The 14,126-nt window shown below is 37.7% G+C and carries 20 protein-coding genes; 12 read left to right on the forward strand and 8 right to left on the reverse strand.

All coding sequences use genetic code 11. The features are described 5' to 3' along the window. Window positions 1-2: 2 nt before the first annotated feature. A complete protein-coding gene (yhaM, locus tag L2716_RS00410) occupies window positions 3-971 on the forward strand; it encodes a 3'-5' exoribonuclease YhaM (RefSeq protein WP_236330408.1) in 969 nt (322 codons plus the stop codon). A 70-nt stretch (window positions 972-1,041) separates the two neighbouring features. Next, window positions 1,042-1,314 carry a sporulation YhaL family protein gene (locus tag L2716_RS00415; protein WP_236330409.1) on the forward strand — a complete coding sequence of 91 codons (273 nt, stop codon included), beginning with the start codon at window positions 1,042-1,044 and terminating at the stop codon, window positions 1,312-1,314. A gap of 344 nt (window positions 1,315-1,658) precedes the next feature. On the opposite strand, the gene L2716_RS00420 is transcribed toward L2716_RS00415, so the two are convergent. Next, entirely contained in the window at window positions 1,659-2,576 is a 918-nt protein-coding gene (locus tag L2716_RS00420) for a peptidylprolyl isomerase (RefSeq protein ID WP_236330412.1), read from the reverse strand. Window positions 2,577-2,790: 214 nt separating this feature from the next. Between L2716_RS00420 and L2716_RS00425 the strand changes: the two genes are divergently transcribed. Together L2716_RS00425 and L2716_RS00430 are read left to right on the forward strand one after the other, a co-directional pair. Continuing rightward, a complete protein-coding gene (locus L2716_RS00425) occupies window positions 2,791-2,877 on the forward strand; it encodes a YjcZ family sporulation protein (RefSeq protein ID WP_236337752.1) in 87 nt (28 codons plus the stop codon). Between the two features lie 94 nt (window positions 2,878-2,971). Further along, window positions 2,972-3,061, forward strand: coding sequence for a YjcZ family sporulation protein (locus L2716_RS00430; RefSeq protein ID WP_221568841.1), 90 nt, complete (start codon window positions 2,972-2,974; stop codon window positions 3,059-3,061). Window positions 3,062-3,252: 191 nt separating this feature from the next. On the opposite strand, the gene L2716_RS00435 is transcribed toward L2716_RS00430, so the two are convergent. Further along, entirely contained in the window at window positions 3,253-3,444 is a 192-nt protein-coding gene (locus L2716_RS00435; RefSeq protein ID WP_268963907.1) for a hypothetical protein, read from the reverse strand. Between the two features lie 103 nt (window positions 3,445-3,547). Here L2716_RS00435 and L2716_RS00440 point away from each other — a divergent pair, with 103 nt between their 5' ends. Continuing rightward, entirely contained in the window at window positions 3,548-4,132 is a 585-nt protein-coding gene (locus L2716_RS00440) for a YpmS family protein (protein WP_236330415.1), read from the forward strand. Window positions 4,133-4,176: 44 nt separating this feature from the next. Here L2716_RS00440 and L2716_RS00445 read toward each other — a convergent pair whose 3' ends face one another. Then, complete coding sequence (locus L2716_RS00445) at window positions 4,177-4,713, reverse strand: DUF3267 domain-containing protein (protein ID WP_236330418.1); 537 nt, start codon at window positions 4,711-4,713, stop codon at window positions 4,177-4,179. Between the two features lie 217 nt (window positions 4,714-4,930). Here L2716_RS00445 and L2716_RS00450 point away from each other — a divergent pair, with 217 nt between their 5' ends. After that, window positions 4,931-5,287: a DUF1878 family protein gene (locus L2716_RS00450; protein ID WP_236330420.1), complete on the forward strand. Its 357-nt coding sequence runs from the start codon at window positions 4,931-4,933 to the stop codon at window positions 5,285-5,287. Here the strand turns inward: L2716_RS00450 and L2716_RS00455 are convergent. Continuing rightward, entirely contained in the window at window positions 5,280-5,900 is a 621-nt protein-coding gene (locus L2716_RS00455) for an HTH-type transcriptional regulator Hpr (protein ID WP_236330423.1), read from the reverse strand. The two genes, L2716_RS00450 and L2716_RS00455, sit on opposite strands and share 8 nt — an antisense overlap. 339 nt (window positions 5,901-6,239) lie before the next feature. Further along, complete coding sequence (locus L2716_RS00460; protein ID WP_236330426.1) at window positions 6,240-6,611, reverse strand: YtxH domain-containing protein; 372 nt, start codon at window positions 6,609-6,611, stop codon at window positions 6,240-6,242. Window positions 6,612-6,838: 227 nt separating this feature from the next. On the opposite strand from L2716_RS00460, the gene L2716_RS00465 reads away from it, so the two are divergent. Together L2716_RS00465 and L2716_RS00470 are read left to right on the forward strand one after the other, a co-directional pair. Further along, window positions 6,839-7,036 carry a hypothetical protein gene (locus L2716_RS00465; protein WP_236330429.1) on the forward strand — a complete coding sequence of 66 codons (198 nt, stop codon included), beginning with the start codon at window positions 6,839-6,841 and terminating at the stop codon, window positions 7,034-7,036. A gap of 138 nt (window positions 7,037-7,174) precedes the next feature. Further along, the gene (locus tag L2716_RS00470; protein ID WP_236330431.1) at window positions 7,175-7,600 is read left to right on the forward strand and encodes a YkvA family protein; all 426 of its coding nucleotides are present in this window, start codon (window positions 7,175-7,177) and stop codon (window positions 7,598-7,600) included. A gap of 55 nt (window positions 7,601-7,655) precedes the next feature. On the opposite strand, the gene L2716_RS00475 is transcribed toward L2716_RS00470, so the two are convergent. Together L2716_RS00475 and serC are read right to left on the reverse strand one after the other, a co-directional pair. Further along, a complete protein-coding gene (locus L2716_RS00475) occupies window positions 7,656-8,174 on the reverse strand; it encodes a tryptophan transporter (protein WP_236330435.1) in 519 nt (172 codons plus the stop codon). A gap of 139 nt (window positions 8,175-8,313) precedes the next feature. Continuing rightward, window positions 8,314-9,408 (reverse strand): 3-phosphoserine/phosphohydroxythreonine transaminase, encoded by a 1,095-nt coding sequence (gene serC, locus L2716_RS00480; RefSeq protein WP_236330437.1) that lies wholly within the window; start codon window positions 9,406-9,408, stop codon window positions 8,314-8,316. 103 nt (window positions 9,409-9,511) lie between these two features. Between serC and L2716_RS00485 the strand changes: the two genes are divergently transcribed. After that, on the forward strand, window positions 9,512-10,441 hold the full coding sequence (locus tag L2716_RS00485; protein WP_236330440.1) for a hypothetical protein: 930 nt from the start codon (window positions 9,512-9,514) through the stop codon (window positions 10,439-10,441). A 71-nt stretch (window positions 10,442-10,512) separates the two neighbouring features. Here the strand turns inward: L2716_RS00485 and L2716_RS00490 are convergent, their stop codons facing one another. Continuing rightward, window positions 10,513-10,935, reverse strand: a complete 423-nt coding sequence (locus tag L2716_RS00490) for an HIT family protein (protein WP_236330444.1) — start codon at window positions 10,933-10,935, stop codon at window positions 10,513-10,515. A gap of 457 nt (window positions 10,936-11,392) precedes the next feature. On the opposite strand from L2716_RS00490, the gene L2716_RS00495 reads away from it, so the two are divergent. From L2716_RS00495 to L2716_RS00505, 3 genes are read left to right on the forward strand one after another with little or no spacing between them, the layout of a single operon-like run. Then, a complete protein-coding gene (locus L2716_RS00495) occupies window positions 11,393-12,130 on the forward strand; it encodes an ABC transporter ATP-binding protein (RefSeq protein ID WP_236337753.1) in 738 nt (245 codons plus the stop codon). A 2-nt stretch (window positions 12,131-12,132) separates the two neighbouring features. Further along, a complete protein-coding gene (locus L2716_RS00500; protein ID WP_236330447.1) occupies window positions 12,133-13,374 on the forward strand; it encodes an ABC transporter permease in 1,242 nt (413 codons plus the stop codon). 22 nt (window positions 13,375-13,396) lie between these two features. Beyond that, the gene (locus tag L2716_RS00505) at window positions 13,397-14,125 is read left to right on the forward strand and encodes an EcsC family protein (protein ID WP_236330450.1); all 729 of its coding nucleotides are present in this window, start codon (window positions 13,397-13,399) and stop codon (window positions 14,123-14,125) included. The last annotated feature ends 1 nt before the right edge of the window (window position 14,126 follow it).

Below are 14,126 nucleotides of genomic sequence, written 5' to 3' on the forward strand. Positions count from 1 at the left end.
AAATGAATAGAGGAATACAGCAATACGAGGTAGGAGATGTCTTTGATGACTTTCTTCTAATCAAATCAGCTACAAAAGGAGTTACGAGTACAGGAAAACCTTTCATGACGATTATGCTTCAAGATCATACGGGTGATATCGAAGCAAAGTTATGGGACTCTTCGCCTGAGGATGAAAAGATGTACCAGCCTGAGCTGATTGTAAGAGTCACAGGAGATATTACGAGTTACCGTGGTAAAAATCAATTAAAGGTCAAACAAATTCGGTTATCGAATGAACAAGATAGCGTTAGTGTACATGACTTTGTGGAGACAGCTCCAATCCCGCAAGAAGAAATGATTGAAGTGATCACACAAGCGATATTCGAAATGAAGAATCCAAATATCCAGCGTTTGACAAGACATCTTGTGAAGAAGCATCAGAAGGCATTCTTAGATTATCCAGCTGCAACGAAAAACCATCATGACTTTGTCTCTGGGCTTGCCTTCCATGTCGTATCCATGCTTCGTTTAGCTAAATCCATCGCTCAATTGTATCCTTCACTTGATACGGATCTCTTATATGCGGGCGTCATTTTACATGATCTCGGTAAAACGAGAGAGTTGTCTGGTCCCGTTGCGCCGAGCTATACGCTAGAAGGGAACCTACTAGGTCATATTACGATGATGGTAGAAGAGATTAAAGAGGCAGCGCAAGAGCTAGGGATAGAAGGTGAAGAAGTGTTAATCCTTCAACACATGGTTCTTAGTCATCATTCGAAAGCGGAGTGGGGAAGCCCTAAGCCACCATTAGTAAGAGAAGCTGAAATTCTTCACTATATTGATAACATTGATGCAAAGATGAATATGATGGACCGTGCTTTAAGTAAAGTTGAACCAGGAGAATATACAGAACGAGTATTCCCGCTTGAAAATCGTGCCTTTTATAAACCTTTAACTGAGAAGAAAAATTCAGTACCAACCAATATGTAATCAGTCATAAACAACCGTGTTCCTACATACCTTTGTAAAAAGAATGCTTGTCTACAAGGGAGGAATTTAGATGCGTCGCCTTTACGTAGCCGCAACGGTTGTTTTGTTTTTTGTTCTATTGCAATGGACAGGAATATACAGCAACTTATCACCCGTGTTGTCCAATGTACCATGGTGGATGTATTTCTTAGTCGCTGGAATCGGTTATTCGGGTTATCGCGCTTGGCATCATACAGTTGAGGATAGAAAGCTAGACCGTGTTCATATTGAAGAAGAAGGAAAAGTCTATATGGAACGGATTGAAGAAGAGAAAAAGCGAAAAGATCAAGCATCAGGGGAATAAACTATATATTGGTGTTTGGAATGAAAGAGGCTGGCTTTGAGGACGATGTGTCCTTAATAAGTCAGCCTCTTGCTATATTTGAGCAGATTGATGATCATTTTTGTGAAATTGACGAGAAAAATAATCGGAAATGAGCTATTCAGACACTTTTTGAATTGAAATGAGTGTACATTTGTCCAAGTGCAGCCGTTATCTAGAAAAAAACGAAATTATCTCGAAAAATCTGAAATTATCTAGAAAAAACACAAATTATCTAGAAAAAGCGTAAATGATCGAAAAAAAAGGAGTGACATGGCGAGATCGGCTCTAATCAGCCCTCCTCCAGGTCACTCCTACATTATGCTTTACTTTTCATCTTCTTTTTCTTTGTTATCATCTTGTTTTTTGAACAAGTCTTTATACTCGTCCACTTTAACTTTAATATCTGCATCTTCTAATGCTTTATCAATTGGGTTTTCATTTGGATTCTTTTGTGCTTGTTCTTGTGCTTTTTGCTGTAATATTGTTTTCTTGATTTGATATTTAGCATCTTCAAAGGATTGTGTTTTCTGTTCAAGGACCTCAATGATATGGAATCCATGTTGAGACTTAACAGGGTCAGAAATCTTTCCTTTTTCTAGTGAAAACGCAACTTGTTCGAATTCAGGAACCATTTGGCCTCTTCCGAAGCTACCTAATTCCCCACCCTTGTCTTTTGAACCAGGGTCAGTAGAATATTCTTTCGCTAATTTAGCAAAATCTCCACCATCTTCAAGCTTTTGCTTCACTTCTTTAGCTGTTTTTTCTTCTTTTACTAAGATGTGGCGAGCTTCTACTTCTTCCACTTTGTATTGCTCTTCATACATTTTCTTCATTTCTTTTTCTGAGACTTCCATACCGTCAGTTTGAGCTTTAAAGAAGACAAGGTTTCGCTTCACTACGTCACGTAGTTCATCTTCACCTTTAATACCGCTTTGTTCTAGAGCATTTTTAAATCCATCTTCTCCACCAAATTGACTCTTAAGATAATCAATTTCTTTGTCTAATTCTTTGTCACTAACTTTATATTTTTCTGATAAAACTTTGTATTGTACAAGTTCTTTGAGCATTTGTTCTGATTGAGGTTGCTTCTTCAGTTCCTTGTAGAAATCATCTTGCGTTACATTACCTTCACTTGTTTCCACTAGGACTTTGCTATCTCCTGACTCACCATTATCATTGCTGCATGCTGCGACACCGAATATTGCTGTAGCGGCAGCAACCGATAGGATCCACTTTTTCATCGACATACACTCCTATGAAGTAGAAATTTTTTCACATGTTCTACTATAGCATATCCGCTCATTAAAAATACACTCCATACTTCAAATATGAGAAAAAATACACAATTATTGGAATTGATTGTGCAGGTGCCCTTTTTTCAAAATAAGGGCATTGGTCTAATCAAAACCCCTACTAGACTTATACACTATATGGAATAACAAAGGAGGGATTGCAATGGGGTACGGACATGGAAATAGTTTCGCATTAATCGTAGTACTGTTCCTTTTGTTGATCATCATAGGAGCTTGCTACCTTTATTAAATCAATGAATTTTTATGTATTTGAGGATAAGAGCCTATGCCTTGGCTTACGTCCATGCATAGGATAAAGCAACACCGGAATAGGGGGTGACATCATGGGTGGATACGGATATGGAAAAGGATTCGCTTTGATCGTCGTATTGTTCATCCTATTGATTATCGTAGGCGCAGCTTGGATCTGCTAATACGTAACATAGAATGATATAGGGAAGAGGCTGACATCACCTGTCAGCCTCTTATTTTTGTTCTCCTATACACATTTACTTAAATTGCGGTAAAATAAAAGCTCAACCAGCTTTATAGCGTGGTTGAGTAAATGAAGACTCTTTGCGCACTGAAGGTTTGTGTGAGACCTCCTGTGGGTAATAATGAATTATTATGAGACATAAATAACTTCAATATATGAACTTACCAGAAGTATCGTAATCATAATATTAATCCAACGAAATACATTCACTTGCTTTTCAGCTGGAATGTTTTTTTGAATACATAAGCGATTCGTCAGTGAGTTGAACAAGAAAAGGACAACGCTTGCGAATGCTATATAATAGATTGCGATGAGTGTCATAATGGAACCTCCAACTTTAGAGATTGTATATTAAACATACCAAAAGATGAGGTAAAAGAACAGTGACAACTATTATCTATAGAGAGATAGGAGGAGAATTGAGTTGAAGTTAAGGTGGAAATCAGCCTTTTTTATTTTATTAACGATCATGATCATTGTACCTGTAATTGTCGTCTCACTCATTTTTGTGAACAATAATGATCTTGACAAAGCATCGAAACAAGAGCCAAAACAAGGGAAACCGATATTTAATATTGAATCATCTAAAGAGCAATTAAACTTTCTCATAAGCGAACAGTTAACAGATTTAAAGTCAGGTCGAAACTCTAAGTTTGATTATGATGTGAAGCTGAAGGACACAGTTCAAGTAAGTGGATATTTCACCTTTTTCTCAAATCAAGTAGATTTTACGATGGACTTTGAACCGCAAGTACTTGATAACGGTAATCTCATACTAAAAGAGGAATCAATAAAACTCGGGGCATTAAAGCTGCCTGGGGAAAAAATTCTAGAATTCATTAAAGGTAGTACGAAACTCCCGCCGTGGGTTGAAATCAATGACAACGAAGAAACGATTTTAGTAAAACTTACAGAGTATAAGTTCCAAGATCAATTGTTTCTTAAGGCTGAATCATTTGATTTAGAAAAGGATGATATTCGATTTAAAGTTTATTATATTACAGAATAAGAAAGGGTAGGCCACTATGGCCTACCCTTACGTATGGTATGTCTTTAGAATGTACGACGAACGATTATTTGAAAACCAGTAGCACTATCTTCTAAATACGAATCTTTTGGTGCATTCCACAGATGGAAGATATAAATCATATCCTTAAAGCAATAGAACATATTTACGGTTGAAATGATCGCGAATACATGCAAATATTCTGGATATAACAAAGGTCCAACGAGTGATAAAGATGTTAGGACAATTAGTGGAAACGATACCGAAATAAGCGCTGTTTTCTTAGGCAATACATTTGGAATTCGACAGAAAAATGAATAACGATTTTCTGCAAGCTCAATCCATGCTTTTTTACCTGTAAACCAAATTGGAATACAATGCAAAAGACTGTGTAATGGTATAACCATTATCACAAGTATTAGAATTGGGAGTAACCCTGTTTGAGAATAGATCGTTTCTGGGTGAAACATTCTAAAGAGCATAAAATAAACGATAAAATACGTGAGACTAAATAAAGTAGACATCAGACCTAGTCGTAAATTACCGTAATCTCTAGTTAAATTAATTGACTTGAAGCAATTCATATTGCATCACCTTCTTTGTCATGATGAAAGAGTGGGAAAAGGTGAAAACCTTACATTTTCAAAACCACGTACATACAATACGATTTTTCCAAGAAGAAATCAATAGATTTTACAAAAAAATAATAAAGTAAAAAGTATTATTTTCAGAATTAAGGAAGAGGGGGTAAAATAAAGAATAAGGAAAGTTGATTTTGCGATTAGGATAGGGTGTGTTTGGATGAACAGAAGTGAAGAAGAAAAGATGGAGCGTCTTATGTACTACCAACAAATTATGGTGGATACGATCGATCCAAAACGTTTTCCGTGGTATCGGTTCATTGTAGAAGCAGAACTAGGAAAAGACGAAGTAAAAGAAGTATATCAATTAATGAAAGAATTAGAAAAAGAGAAGGAAAGCTTAAGAGAAGCCGGAATGGTGGATCAGACTTCTCTGCTCCTTCATTATGTAGGAATGCTTAATTCGACTTTAAATCCTTTCACTACTGCCTCCGCGCTTAAACAGCAAGGTATGTTTGTGGATATAACAGCGGAGTTATTAGAAATGATGAAAGAGAATGAAAGTCCAACTAAGTAGTCGCCAATTTCTCCGGCTTTTCTCCTGGTTCATCATTTTGTTCAGTATCTTTAATAAGTTTGTTTGGCATCAATTGCCCATCAGTTTCGTCTAGTTCTTGATCAATTTTTGTAACAGTCGTATCAAGGATCGACATGAATTCACTTCCATAAACACTTCGAATGATCGCTACTAACTCATCGAATTCTGGAAACTTTCCATATAAATCACGAATTTTAAGTGATGCACCGAAAATTCCATATTCTTCAGGGTCATAAGCTTCAATTGTACGCATAAGCAAATCTCTTCCTGAGTTTGTTAGCTTTACATACGTATTTCGCTTGTCATTTTCTTTCTTAGAGAAAGTGAGGTATCCTTGTTCTTCTAGCTTCTTAGAGAAGTTAAATGCGGTGGATACGTGCATGACACCATACTTTGAGATGTCAGAAATCGAAGCCCCTTCTAAGTGGTAAGCGATCCAGAGGATATGATGTTCATTAATATTCAACCCAAATGGTTTAATCCAGCTTTGCCAATCTTTTTCTACGCATTTCCACATGGCTTTGCTGAGTTGAGCAACTTTATGACTAAACATCATGGCTTCCTTCATTGAAAAATCTTTCTTGTTCTCCATAACGAGCCTCCATTCTGATTATATTATGACAGGAATTGTTAGATTTATAAAGCTAAATATCCAACTTTTCACAACTTCTTAACAGTAAGAAGTGGCTATATCTATGTATAAAGGTACATACATTAGTGTTAATTCGACAGAAACAGACATTCACATTTATTTTTGTTGAAAAGTTTTAACCCCCACTCTTCTCGTTGTGATACGAACAAAAGTCTCACTCATTTATTATCGGTAATGTAGGAAGAAATTTAAATATGTAGCTCATTTTGCCACAAAAAAACTGAGCTGCCTCAAAAAGAGGCGACTCAGCTTTTAAAAATGAAGCCTTGAATTTCACTTTTATTTAGCTACAGGTTTTTTCGTATCTTCTTGTAGCTCAGATACGGATTCTTGAATCGTGTCCACTTCATCTTTAATGTGTTCAAGATTCGGTTCGATGTCTTTTTTCCATGTTTTGATATCTTCTTTTAAGTCAGTCGCAACTTCTTTAAATGCTTCTACACCTTCTTTAGAAACTTGAACAATTTGTTCTTTAAGGCTGATGCCTTCTTTCTTCACATCTGTCATCGTTTGTTTCAATTTATAGGTCGAATCTTTAATGTCTTTACGGAGCTCTCGACCTGATTTTGGTGTTGCTAATAATGTTGCTGCAGCCGTGACAATACTTCCTACCGCAAAGCCAATTAATACAGATTTCTGTTCGTTTTTCATTTTAAATTCATTCTCCTTTCATATCTTCCTCACTTGTTGAGAGGGTATAGGTGCTCACAAACAAATAAGGTAAGTCTCTTAATACATAATTCGTTAGAACCTCTTATAAACCTTTATTAATCGTTCGACCATTTCTACAAAACATTCCCATGAAATCGACATTCTTAAACAATTTTCGGGGAATAAAATGTCCTAACCATTCATAGGATGGTATGGGGTGATAAGTGATGATCTATGGAGTTATTGTACTTGCTATACTTGGTTTACTTTTACTCTTTTTCATGATTCGAATGTTTATGGACACGAAAAGGTACTCATTCAGAAATGTAAGTGTTCATAAGAAGCAAAGTGTAGGCAAAATCTTTGGTATTGTCGGTAGTCTATGTCTGTTGCTTGTCGTGCTTTTTATTGTAATGAGTAATTAAAGACAAGACCGTAGTAGTTTAACCTATTCATGCTTGAGATACTTATCATTGTAAAATGTTAGACTTGGCAAACCTCCCTTATCTGATTAAGATTAAGTAAGATGTGGAAAATAAAAGGTAAGTAGGAGGCGAGTAGAAATGCTGAAGAAAATAAAAGTTTTCATGTACTTCAGAAAAATGTTGAGGAGAGCACGTACAATAATTTCTGATCAATCGCAGAGTGGTAATGTTGTTCAGGATGTGCGTGCTAAACTTCAAAAAGATGAAATACAGGAATCTTTAAAAGGATTCATGGACAAGATACAAGCTTTAATTCGACTTGTCGATCAGTATCGTCTCGGAAACTATAGAGAGATATCCAAAAAATCAATGATAACCGTATTGGGCGGGCTATTGTATTTCCTTAGCCCAGTGGATGCGATTCCTGATTTTATTGCAGGTCTTGGACTAGTTGATGATGTAGCAATTATTGGATACGTATGGAAGACAGTTAATCAAGAAATTCATCAATTTTTAAGCTGGGAAAAGGATGAGGTCATAAAGGAAAACGATACCATTACCTAAATGGCAATAAAAAATGCTGAACCATAAGTGGGTTCAGCATTTTTGAATTGCTTATTTACGTTTGATAAATCAAGTTAGATCTTTTCGTAATCGTTTGTAGGATTGGATAGAGCACTGTCATAACAATCGTATTAACAACGGTTGTAGGTAGAACTACAGTTAAGAACAATGCTACAAATGGTGCTGGTAATCCGGTGATTACTGCAGCAGATGTTAAGAATATTGTCCCACTGATTAAAGTACCAATCGCTGTAATCGTTGCTACTAGCGCAACATGTCCGTGATATTTCTTTAATAGACTATATAGACCGAAAACAATAATGGCAGTAATCGGTTTGTCAATCATATTTGCAAGCTGGCCACCAGGGAATGTAGTTGTCAACGCTGAGATGACACCTGTTGCGAGCGCTGTAACAGCTACGCTTTTTATATTTGGAAATAGGATGATCGCTAAGAACATCATTGTTAAGAGCATGTCGAATTTCATTGCCCCTAATATTCCTGGAATGACAGCATGTAGGACTAATCCTACAGCAAGTAGTACACCTGATAAAGCTAATTGAATCGATTTCATTGTAAAACCTCTCCTCTTCTCAACTCGTCTCGTCTACTCCAATAGTGCGCTAATGCCCATTGCAAGTAATACGGATGAACTTATTTTAACAATAAGGAAGAAGGATGGAAAGGAAATTGTTCTATACACTTTTTGGTAACTAATTAGAATGAACTTGTTTAAAGGTTTCCATAAAATGCGCAAGCTTCTCACAAGCTTCCATTTCAATTCCGTTGTATAAAGAGATGCGACAGCCACCGATCGAACGATGACCAGATATGCCAACAAAGCCAGCCTCATTTGCTTTTCTTAGAAAGGCCTCATTTAATTCAGATGTTGGGAGTTTAAATGTGACGTTCATTTTGGAACGGCTAGATTTTTCAGCATGGCCCTTATAAAAGTCATTACTTTGATCAATTATTCTGTAGAAGAGTTCTGATTTTTTATTACTTCGATCTTCAAACTCTTGAAGACCACCCTCTTGGTTCATCCATTGAACCATTAACCCTAATACATAAATATTAAATGCAGGAGGCGTGTTATGAAGAGAGCCTTTCTTCGCATGTGCATTGTAATCGAGCATAATAGGGCGCTCGGTGTCGTGATCTACAAGTAGTTCCTTATTTATAATAATGACCGTAACACCTGCCGCGCCTAAATTCTTTTGAGCTCCTGCATACGCAAGCGTAACCCGATCCCATGGAATGTCTTTCGTTCCTACGTCGCTTGAAATATCCATCACAATAGGTAAATCAGGTAAATCCTCATAATCTTGCCATTGTGTACCGTAAATCGTGTTATTACTCGTAATATGGAGGTAGCTTGGAGTGTTAAATACATCCACATTCCAATCAGAACGTTTAGGGATTCGGTCGAATGTAGTATGTTTACTGCTGGCTAGAAGTTGTGTTTTTCCGATTTTCTGAGATTCATTAAACGCTTTCTCAGCCCATGATCCCGTAACAATGTGATACGCTGTATTGTATTTTGATAACAAATTCATCGGTACCATCGTAAACTGGAGACTAGCGCCACCTTGTAAAAATAGAATGTCATGACTTTCTGGCACAGCAAGGAAATGACGGAGTTCGCTTTTTGCATTGTCATGAATCAATTGATACTCTTGACTACGATGACTCATTTCTAATATGGATATGCCTGAGTGAAGCTCTTTATTGAGACCAGTTTGAGCTTTAGTGAGTACCTCATCTGGGAGAGCAGTTGGTCCGGGATTGAAATTCATTTTCTCGTTCATAACGACACTCCTTATTTCCTTTGTTTATGGGTAGTTTGTATTCGTAATGCGTCTGAAAATTCATTATACTTGAAATGCAACTGAGATATAAGGGGATGAAGCTATGTACAAAGAAAATAAACCAATCGATGTAAGTCCATATGATCATCCAGACATATATCCTGGACCGAGACCTGATTCATCATTCATCTATTACGAAGGAAAAGCACACCGGATTGTTGAGGAAAAGGGCGTACCAATAGAAGATCTGCCTGTAGAGGTATCCGAATCTAATTCGTTAGCAGGATCATTTCAGGAGTCGTCTCAATCGATTCAGTCGATACGAGAATTTTTGAATGCTCATGATTTACTCCCTTTAGAAAAGCGGGTACCTTTAGTCGCGTATGGATCTAACATTTGTCTCGCACAATTACGTTATAAATTCAGTTTAAATAAAAATTTGAATGATTTTGTTCTATGTATGAGAGCATCCATGGTTGATTCAGATATCGTTTATGGATCTTTCTTAGCGCCATATGGTGCGCTGCCAGCGATTATTGCCCCAGTGAAGAACGCAGTTACAGAAATTTGGCTTACCTTCGTGGACCCCGAACAACTAGAACACATGAACCGTACAGAAGGCGGATATGTGTTACGAGAGCATAAAGGAGAGAAGCTTGTGACGACAAATGGAGAAACGTTTGACTCCATTTATGCGTATTATTATCCTCATGCACTTCAGTTTGATGAGCAATGGTTTCGCTTTAAAGATATAAGAGGGGAGTCTGTATTGCCTTCTGAATGGCAAGCGGACATGCTCAACCTTCTAATCGAGCGATTTAATTTTGAGGGAACACGTGAGGAATTCATTCATCAGCTTCGTTGGAATCGGGCATTCTTTGGAGAGATGAGTGAGTGGTTAACCCAATTTGATGGTCATTTTGATCATCCAGACTGGCATGAGCCGGAACTTATCCAAAAAGTTGGCGAATTGAAGAGATCTCATGTGAAAGGACATGACCTCGAAAAATTATTAGCCATCTATCAAAGGTAAATTGAATCAAACAGGACCAAGTAGAGTAATTTTCTTCTACTTGGTCCTAAATTTTGTCTTATTGTTGCTTTTTACAATAATGGTTCTGATATTGTGTTTGCGATTTCTTGTAATTGTTCTGAACTGTAGTCGCTTTCGTTTGTTTTCCAAACGGCTCCGAATCCGTCGCCTTTACCATACCGCGGAAGAATATGTACATGATAGTGGAAAACAGACTGACCAGCAGGCTCCTCATTATTGTTTAGCAGATTCAAACCGATAGGCTCATAGGCATTTTTAATTGAATTTGCTATTTTCGGAACGACGGAAAAGACTTTTTCTGCAACATCTTCAGGCAGTTCGTATAGGTTCTTGTGATGGTCTTTAGGGATGACAAGCGTATGCCCCTTCGTAACCTGGCTAATGTCAAGAAACGCGAGAACATGCTCATCTTCATACACTTTTGCAGCAGGAATATCACCATTTACAATCTTACAAAAGATACAATTATCCATGAATCGCTCACACCTTTCAGAAATGATGGTTTAATGTTGTCATTGTATCATAGCCTCATTACATCATGGAATGCTTACTCCAAATGATAGATTACAGGCTCAACTTTGGAAAATCCTCATAAAAAAGTGAAGAGCCCTACCATTAGATAGAGCTCTTCGGAGAGGTCAGAGAAGAAAAGAGAAACAAGAGATCATGAACAATGGCTTGGGAAAGTGGTCATTGTTGAGAGAGTTGTCCGTAAACAAAAATATAGCCTCACGCCATATACTCTCCATTGAAGTTGGATTTACAACATCAATCTCTGTCTCTTTTCTTTTGAAGAAGAGGGGATGTCTTCTTCACTCCCCATCCTTTCCAATTCAACATTAAAACATACCCAAGGACCAATCATTTAGGCGGATGGGAGTCGAATTTGGTATGATAGATGAAACGACAGTTACAGGGAAGGGGTACAAAATGGAACGTGTATTAGAGGTAGAAGAACTGACAGGTGGTTATAGTCAACAACAACCTGTTCTACATAACGTGAAATTCCATGTCAATCAAAGAGAGATCGTCGGCCTTATCGGATTGAACGGTGCTGGAAAGAGTACCTCCATCAAACACGTCTTAGGGCTGATGGAGCCTATCTCAGGAACGGTTAAAGTAAGGGGTCAACGGATAGACGAAGGTCCAGATCAATATCGCTCACAAATTGCTTACATTCCTGAAACACCTGTATTATATGATGAACTGACTTTATGGGAGCACCTTGAGCTCACAGCAATGGCATATGAGATAAAATCTGAAGACTTACAAAAACGTATTGATCCACTCCTAAAAGAATTCCGTATGGAAAATAAATTGAAGTGGTATCCAAGTCAATTTTCTAAAGGGATGAAACAAAAGGTGATGATTATGTGTGCGTTCTTAGTGCAACCATCGCTATTTGTTGTAGATGAACCTTTTGTTGGACTTGATCCTCTTGGCATTCAATCGTTCCTTGATCTCATGATCCAAGTGAAGGAGAAAGGTACCGGTATATTATTATCTACACATATTCTTTCGACTGCTGAGCGATATTGTGATCGATTCATCATTTTACATGAAGGAAAAGTTTTGGAAAGTGGTACGTTGTCTGAAATTCAGCAAAAAATGGACATGCCGAATGCTACGCTAGATGAAATCTATGTCCAGATTACAAAAGGAGCGTAAATATGGGTGTTCAGACACTTTGGAAAGAAAGAGCCAATGCATTTTGGACGATGGCTATCAAATATTTGAGATATATTGGGAATAGTGGATTTCTCTTTTCGGTATACGTTGCAATTATTGCAGGAAGCTTTTATTATGGAAAGCTGCTGAAAGCATTACCTGATTATTTTCCTGCAGTTGAGTTCATGACGGTTCTTCTATTGTTTTTTGTAGGAAGAGGAAAAATTAGAACCTTCCTAAAAGAACCAGACGCAAATTTCCTATTGCCACTTGAGCAAAGGTTTCGACCATATATACAACGGTCATTACTGTACAGTTTAATTATGCAAGCCTTTAACGTTCTCGTCATTATGCTCGTGTTAGGTCCGTTGTATTTTGCGCAAATCACAACAGATCGTGCATCCTATTTTGCAAGCTTGTTTCTAATCCTATTACTGACGGGATGGAATTTGTTCGCGAGGTGGGAAGAGCTAAGGGTGCCTGACGGACCGAAGCGAACCCTGTTACCTATTACGCGTTACATCATGGTGTTAGTGACACTGTATGCGATTTTAAGTAGCGCGTGGATCATTACGGCCATCTTTGTTATCGGATTAGCCGTTCTCTATTTACTTCAATTTAGACCTTTAGCCGCAAAGCATACGTTAAAATGGAACCGGCTCATCTCGTTAGAAAACGATGCGCTCATGCTGTTTTACCGGATCGCTAATATGTTTGTTGAAGTTCCTCAGTTGAACAGGAAAGTGAAGAACAGAGCTTGGGCTACTCCTTTCATCACATTTTTGACAAAACCGTCAAGTAATATTTACGCATATATGTATGCAAGAGCATTCATTCGTTCTAATGATTATTTCGGGATATTCCTGAGGTTGACGGTGATCGGCATCCTACTCATGGTTGTTTTACCTTCAGGAATGATTTTATGGACAGCCAATGTATTGATTTTATATATGACTGCGATCCAGCTTACGACATTGTGGCCGCATTTTGACTTGAAAGTTTGGGTCGATCTTTATCCTGTTCCTAGACACATTCGATTTGGTACGTTTCAAGGTCTAATCACGCGGATTATGTTCATACAAGTCCTTTTATTTTCAATAGCAAGCTTTGCTCGATACGGTTCAGTCATCGAATCTGGAATCATCCTTGTATCAGGCTTATTCCTTGTAATCGCTTTTGTGAAAATAGTGCTCTATAAGCAGTTAAGTAAGCGGTTTGAAATCATAGAAGCGAAAAGCTCTTAATTCGAAAGGGTTGGATGACGTCGTGGATAGTCAAGTAAAACGCGAGTTAAACGAATGGGAAAAGAAAATTTTGAAACGTTCCCCTTTATATAAACGTGCTGCGAATAAGATTCAAAAGCAAATTAATCAACGTATTCCAGAAAAAGTACACAACGTCGTTACGAATAGTATCATGCATATGATAAAGGCAACTTTAACAGGGACTGAATATACAACAAAACGACCACCGCTGTTAGGAAAAACACTTCAAGAGCGAGATGGATTGCTATTAGAAAGGAAGGAAGCTTACAAAAAGACAGCCATGGCAGAAGGGGCTGGAACTGGTGCAGGCGGAATTCTTTGGGGACTCGCTGATTTCCCGCTGTTGGTTGGTATAAAGATGAGGTTCTTGTTTGAGTCAGCTAGAATTTATGGATATGATACGAGAAATGACCAAGAGCGAATTTTCCTTTTGCATATTTTTTTACTCGCTTTTTCAAGTGATGACATTCGCAAAGAAACCTATGTAGCCATCAAAAACTGGGAGCAAACAAAAGAGAAGTGGGCAACGAAAGAATCGATACAGGATTATGATTGGAGAACGTTTCAAATTACGTATCGGGATCATATCGATTTGGCAAAAATGCTTCAAATGGTTCCTGGATTCGGTGCAATCGTAGGCGCTTATGTAAATTACCACTTTTTAGATCAACTAGGTGAAACAGCTATGAACTGTTACCGGCTTAGATATTTACATGAAAAAGGAGACTGAT

Origin of the sequence: Pseudalkalibacillus berkeleyi, assembly GCF_021608225.1 — a bacterium.
GTDB lineage: Bacteria > Bacillota > Bacilli > Bacillales > Fictibacillaceae > Pseudalkalibacillus > Pseudalkalibacillus berkeleyi.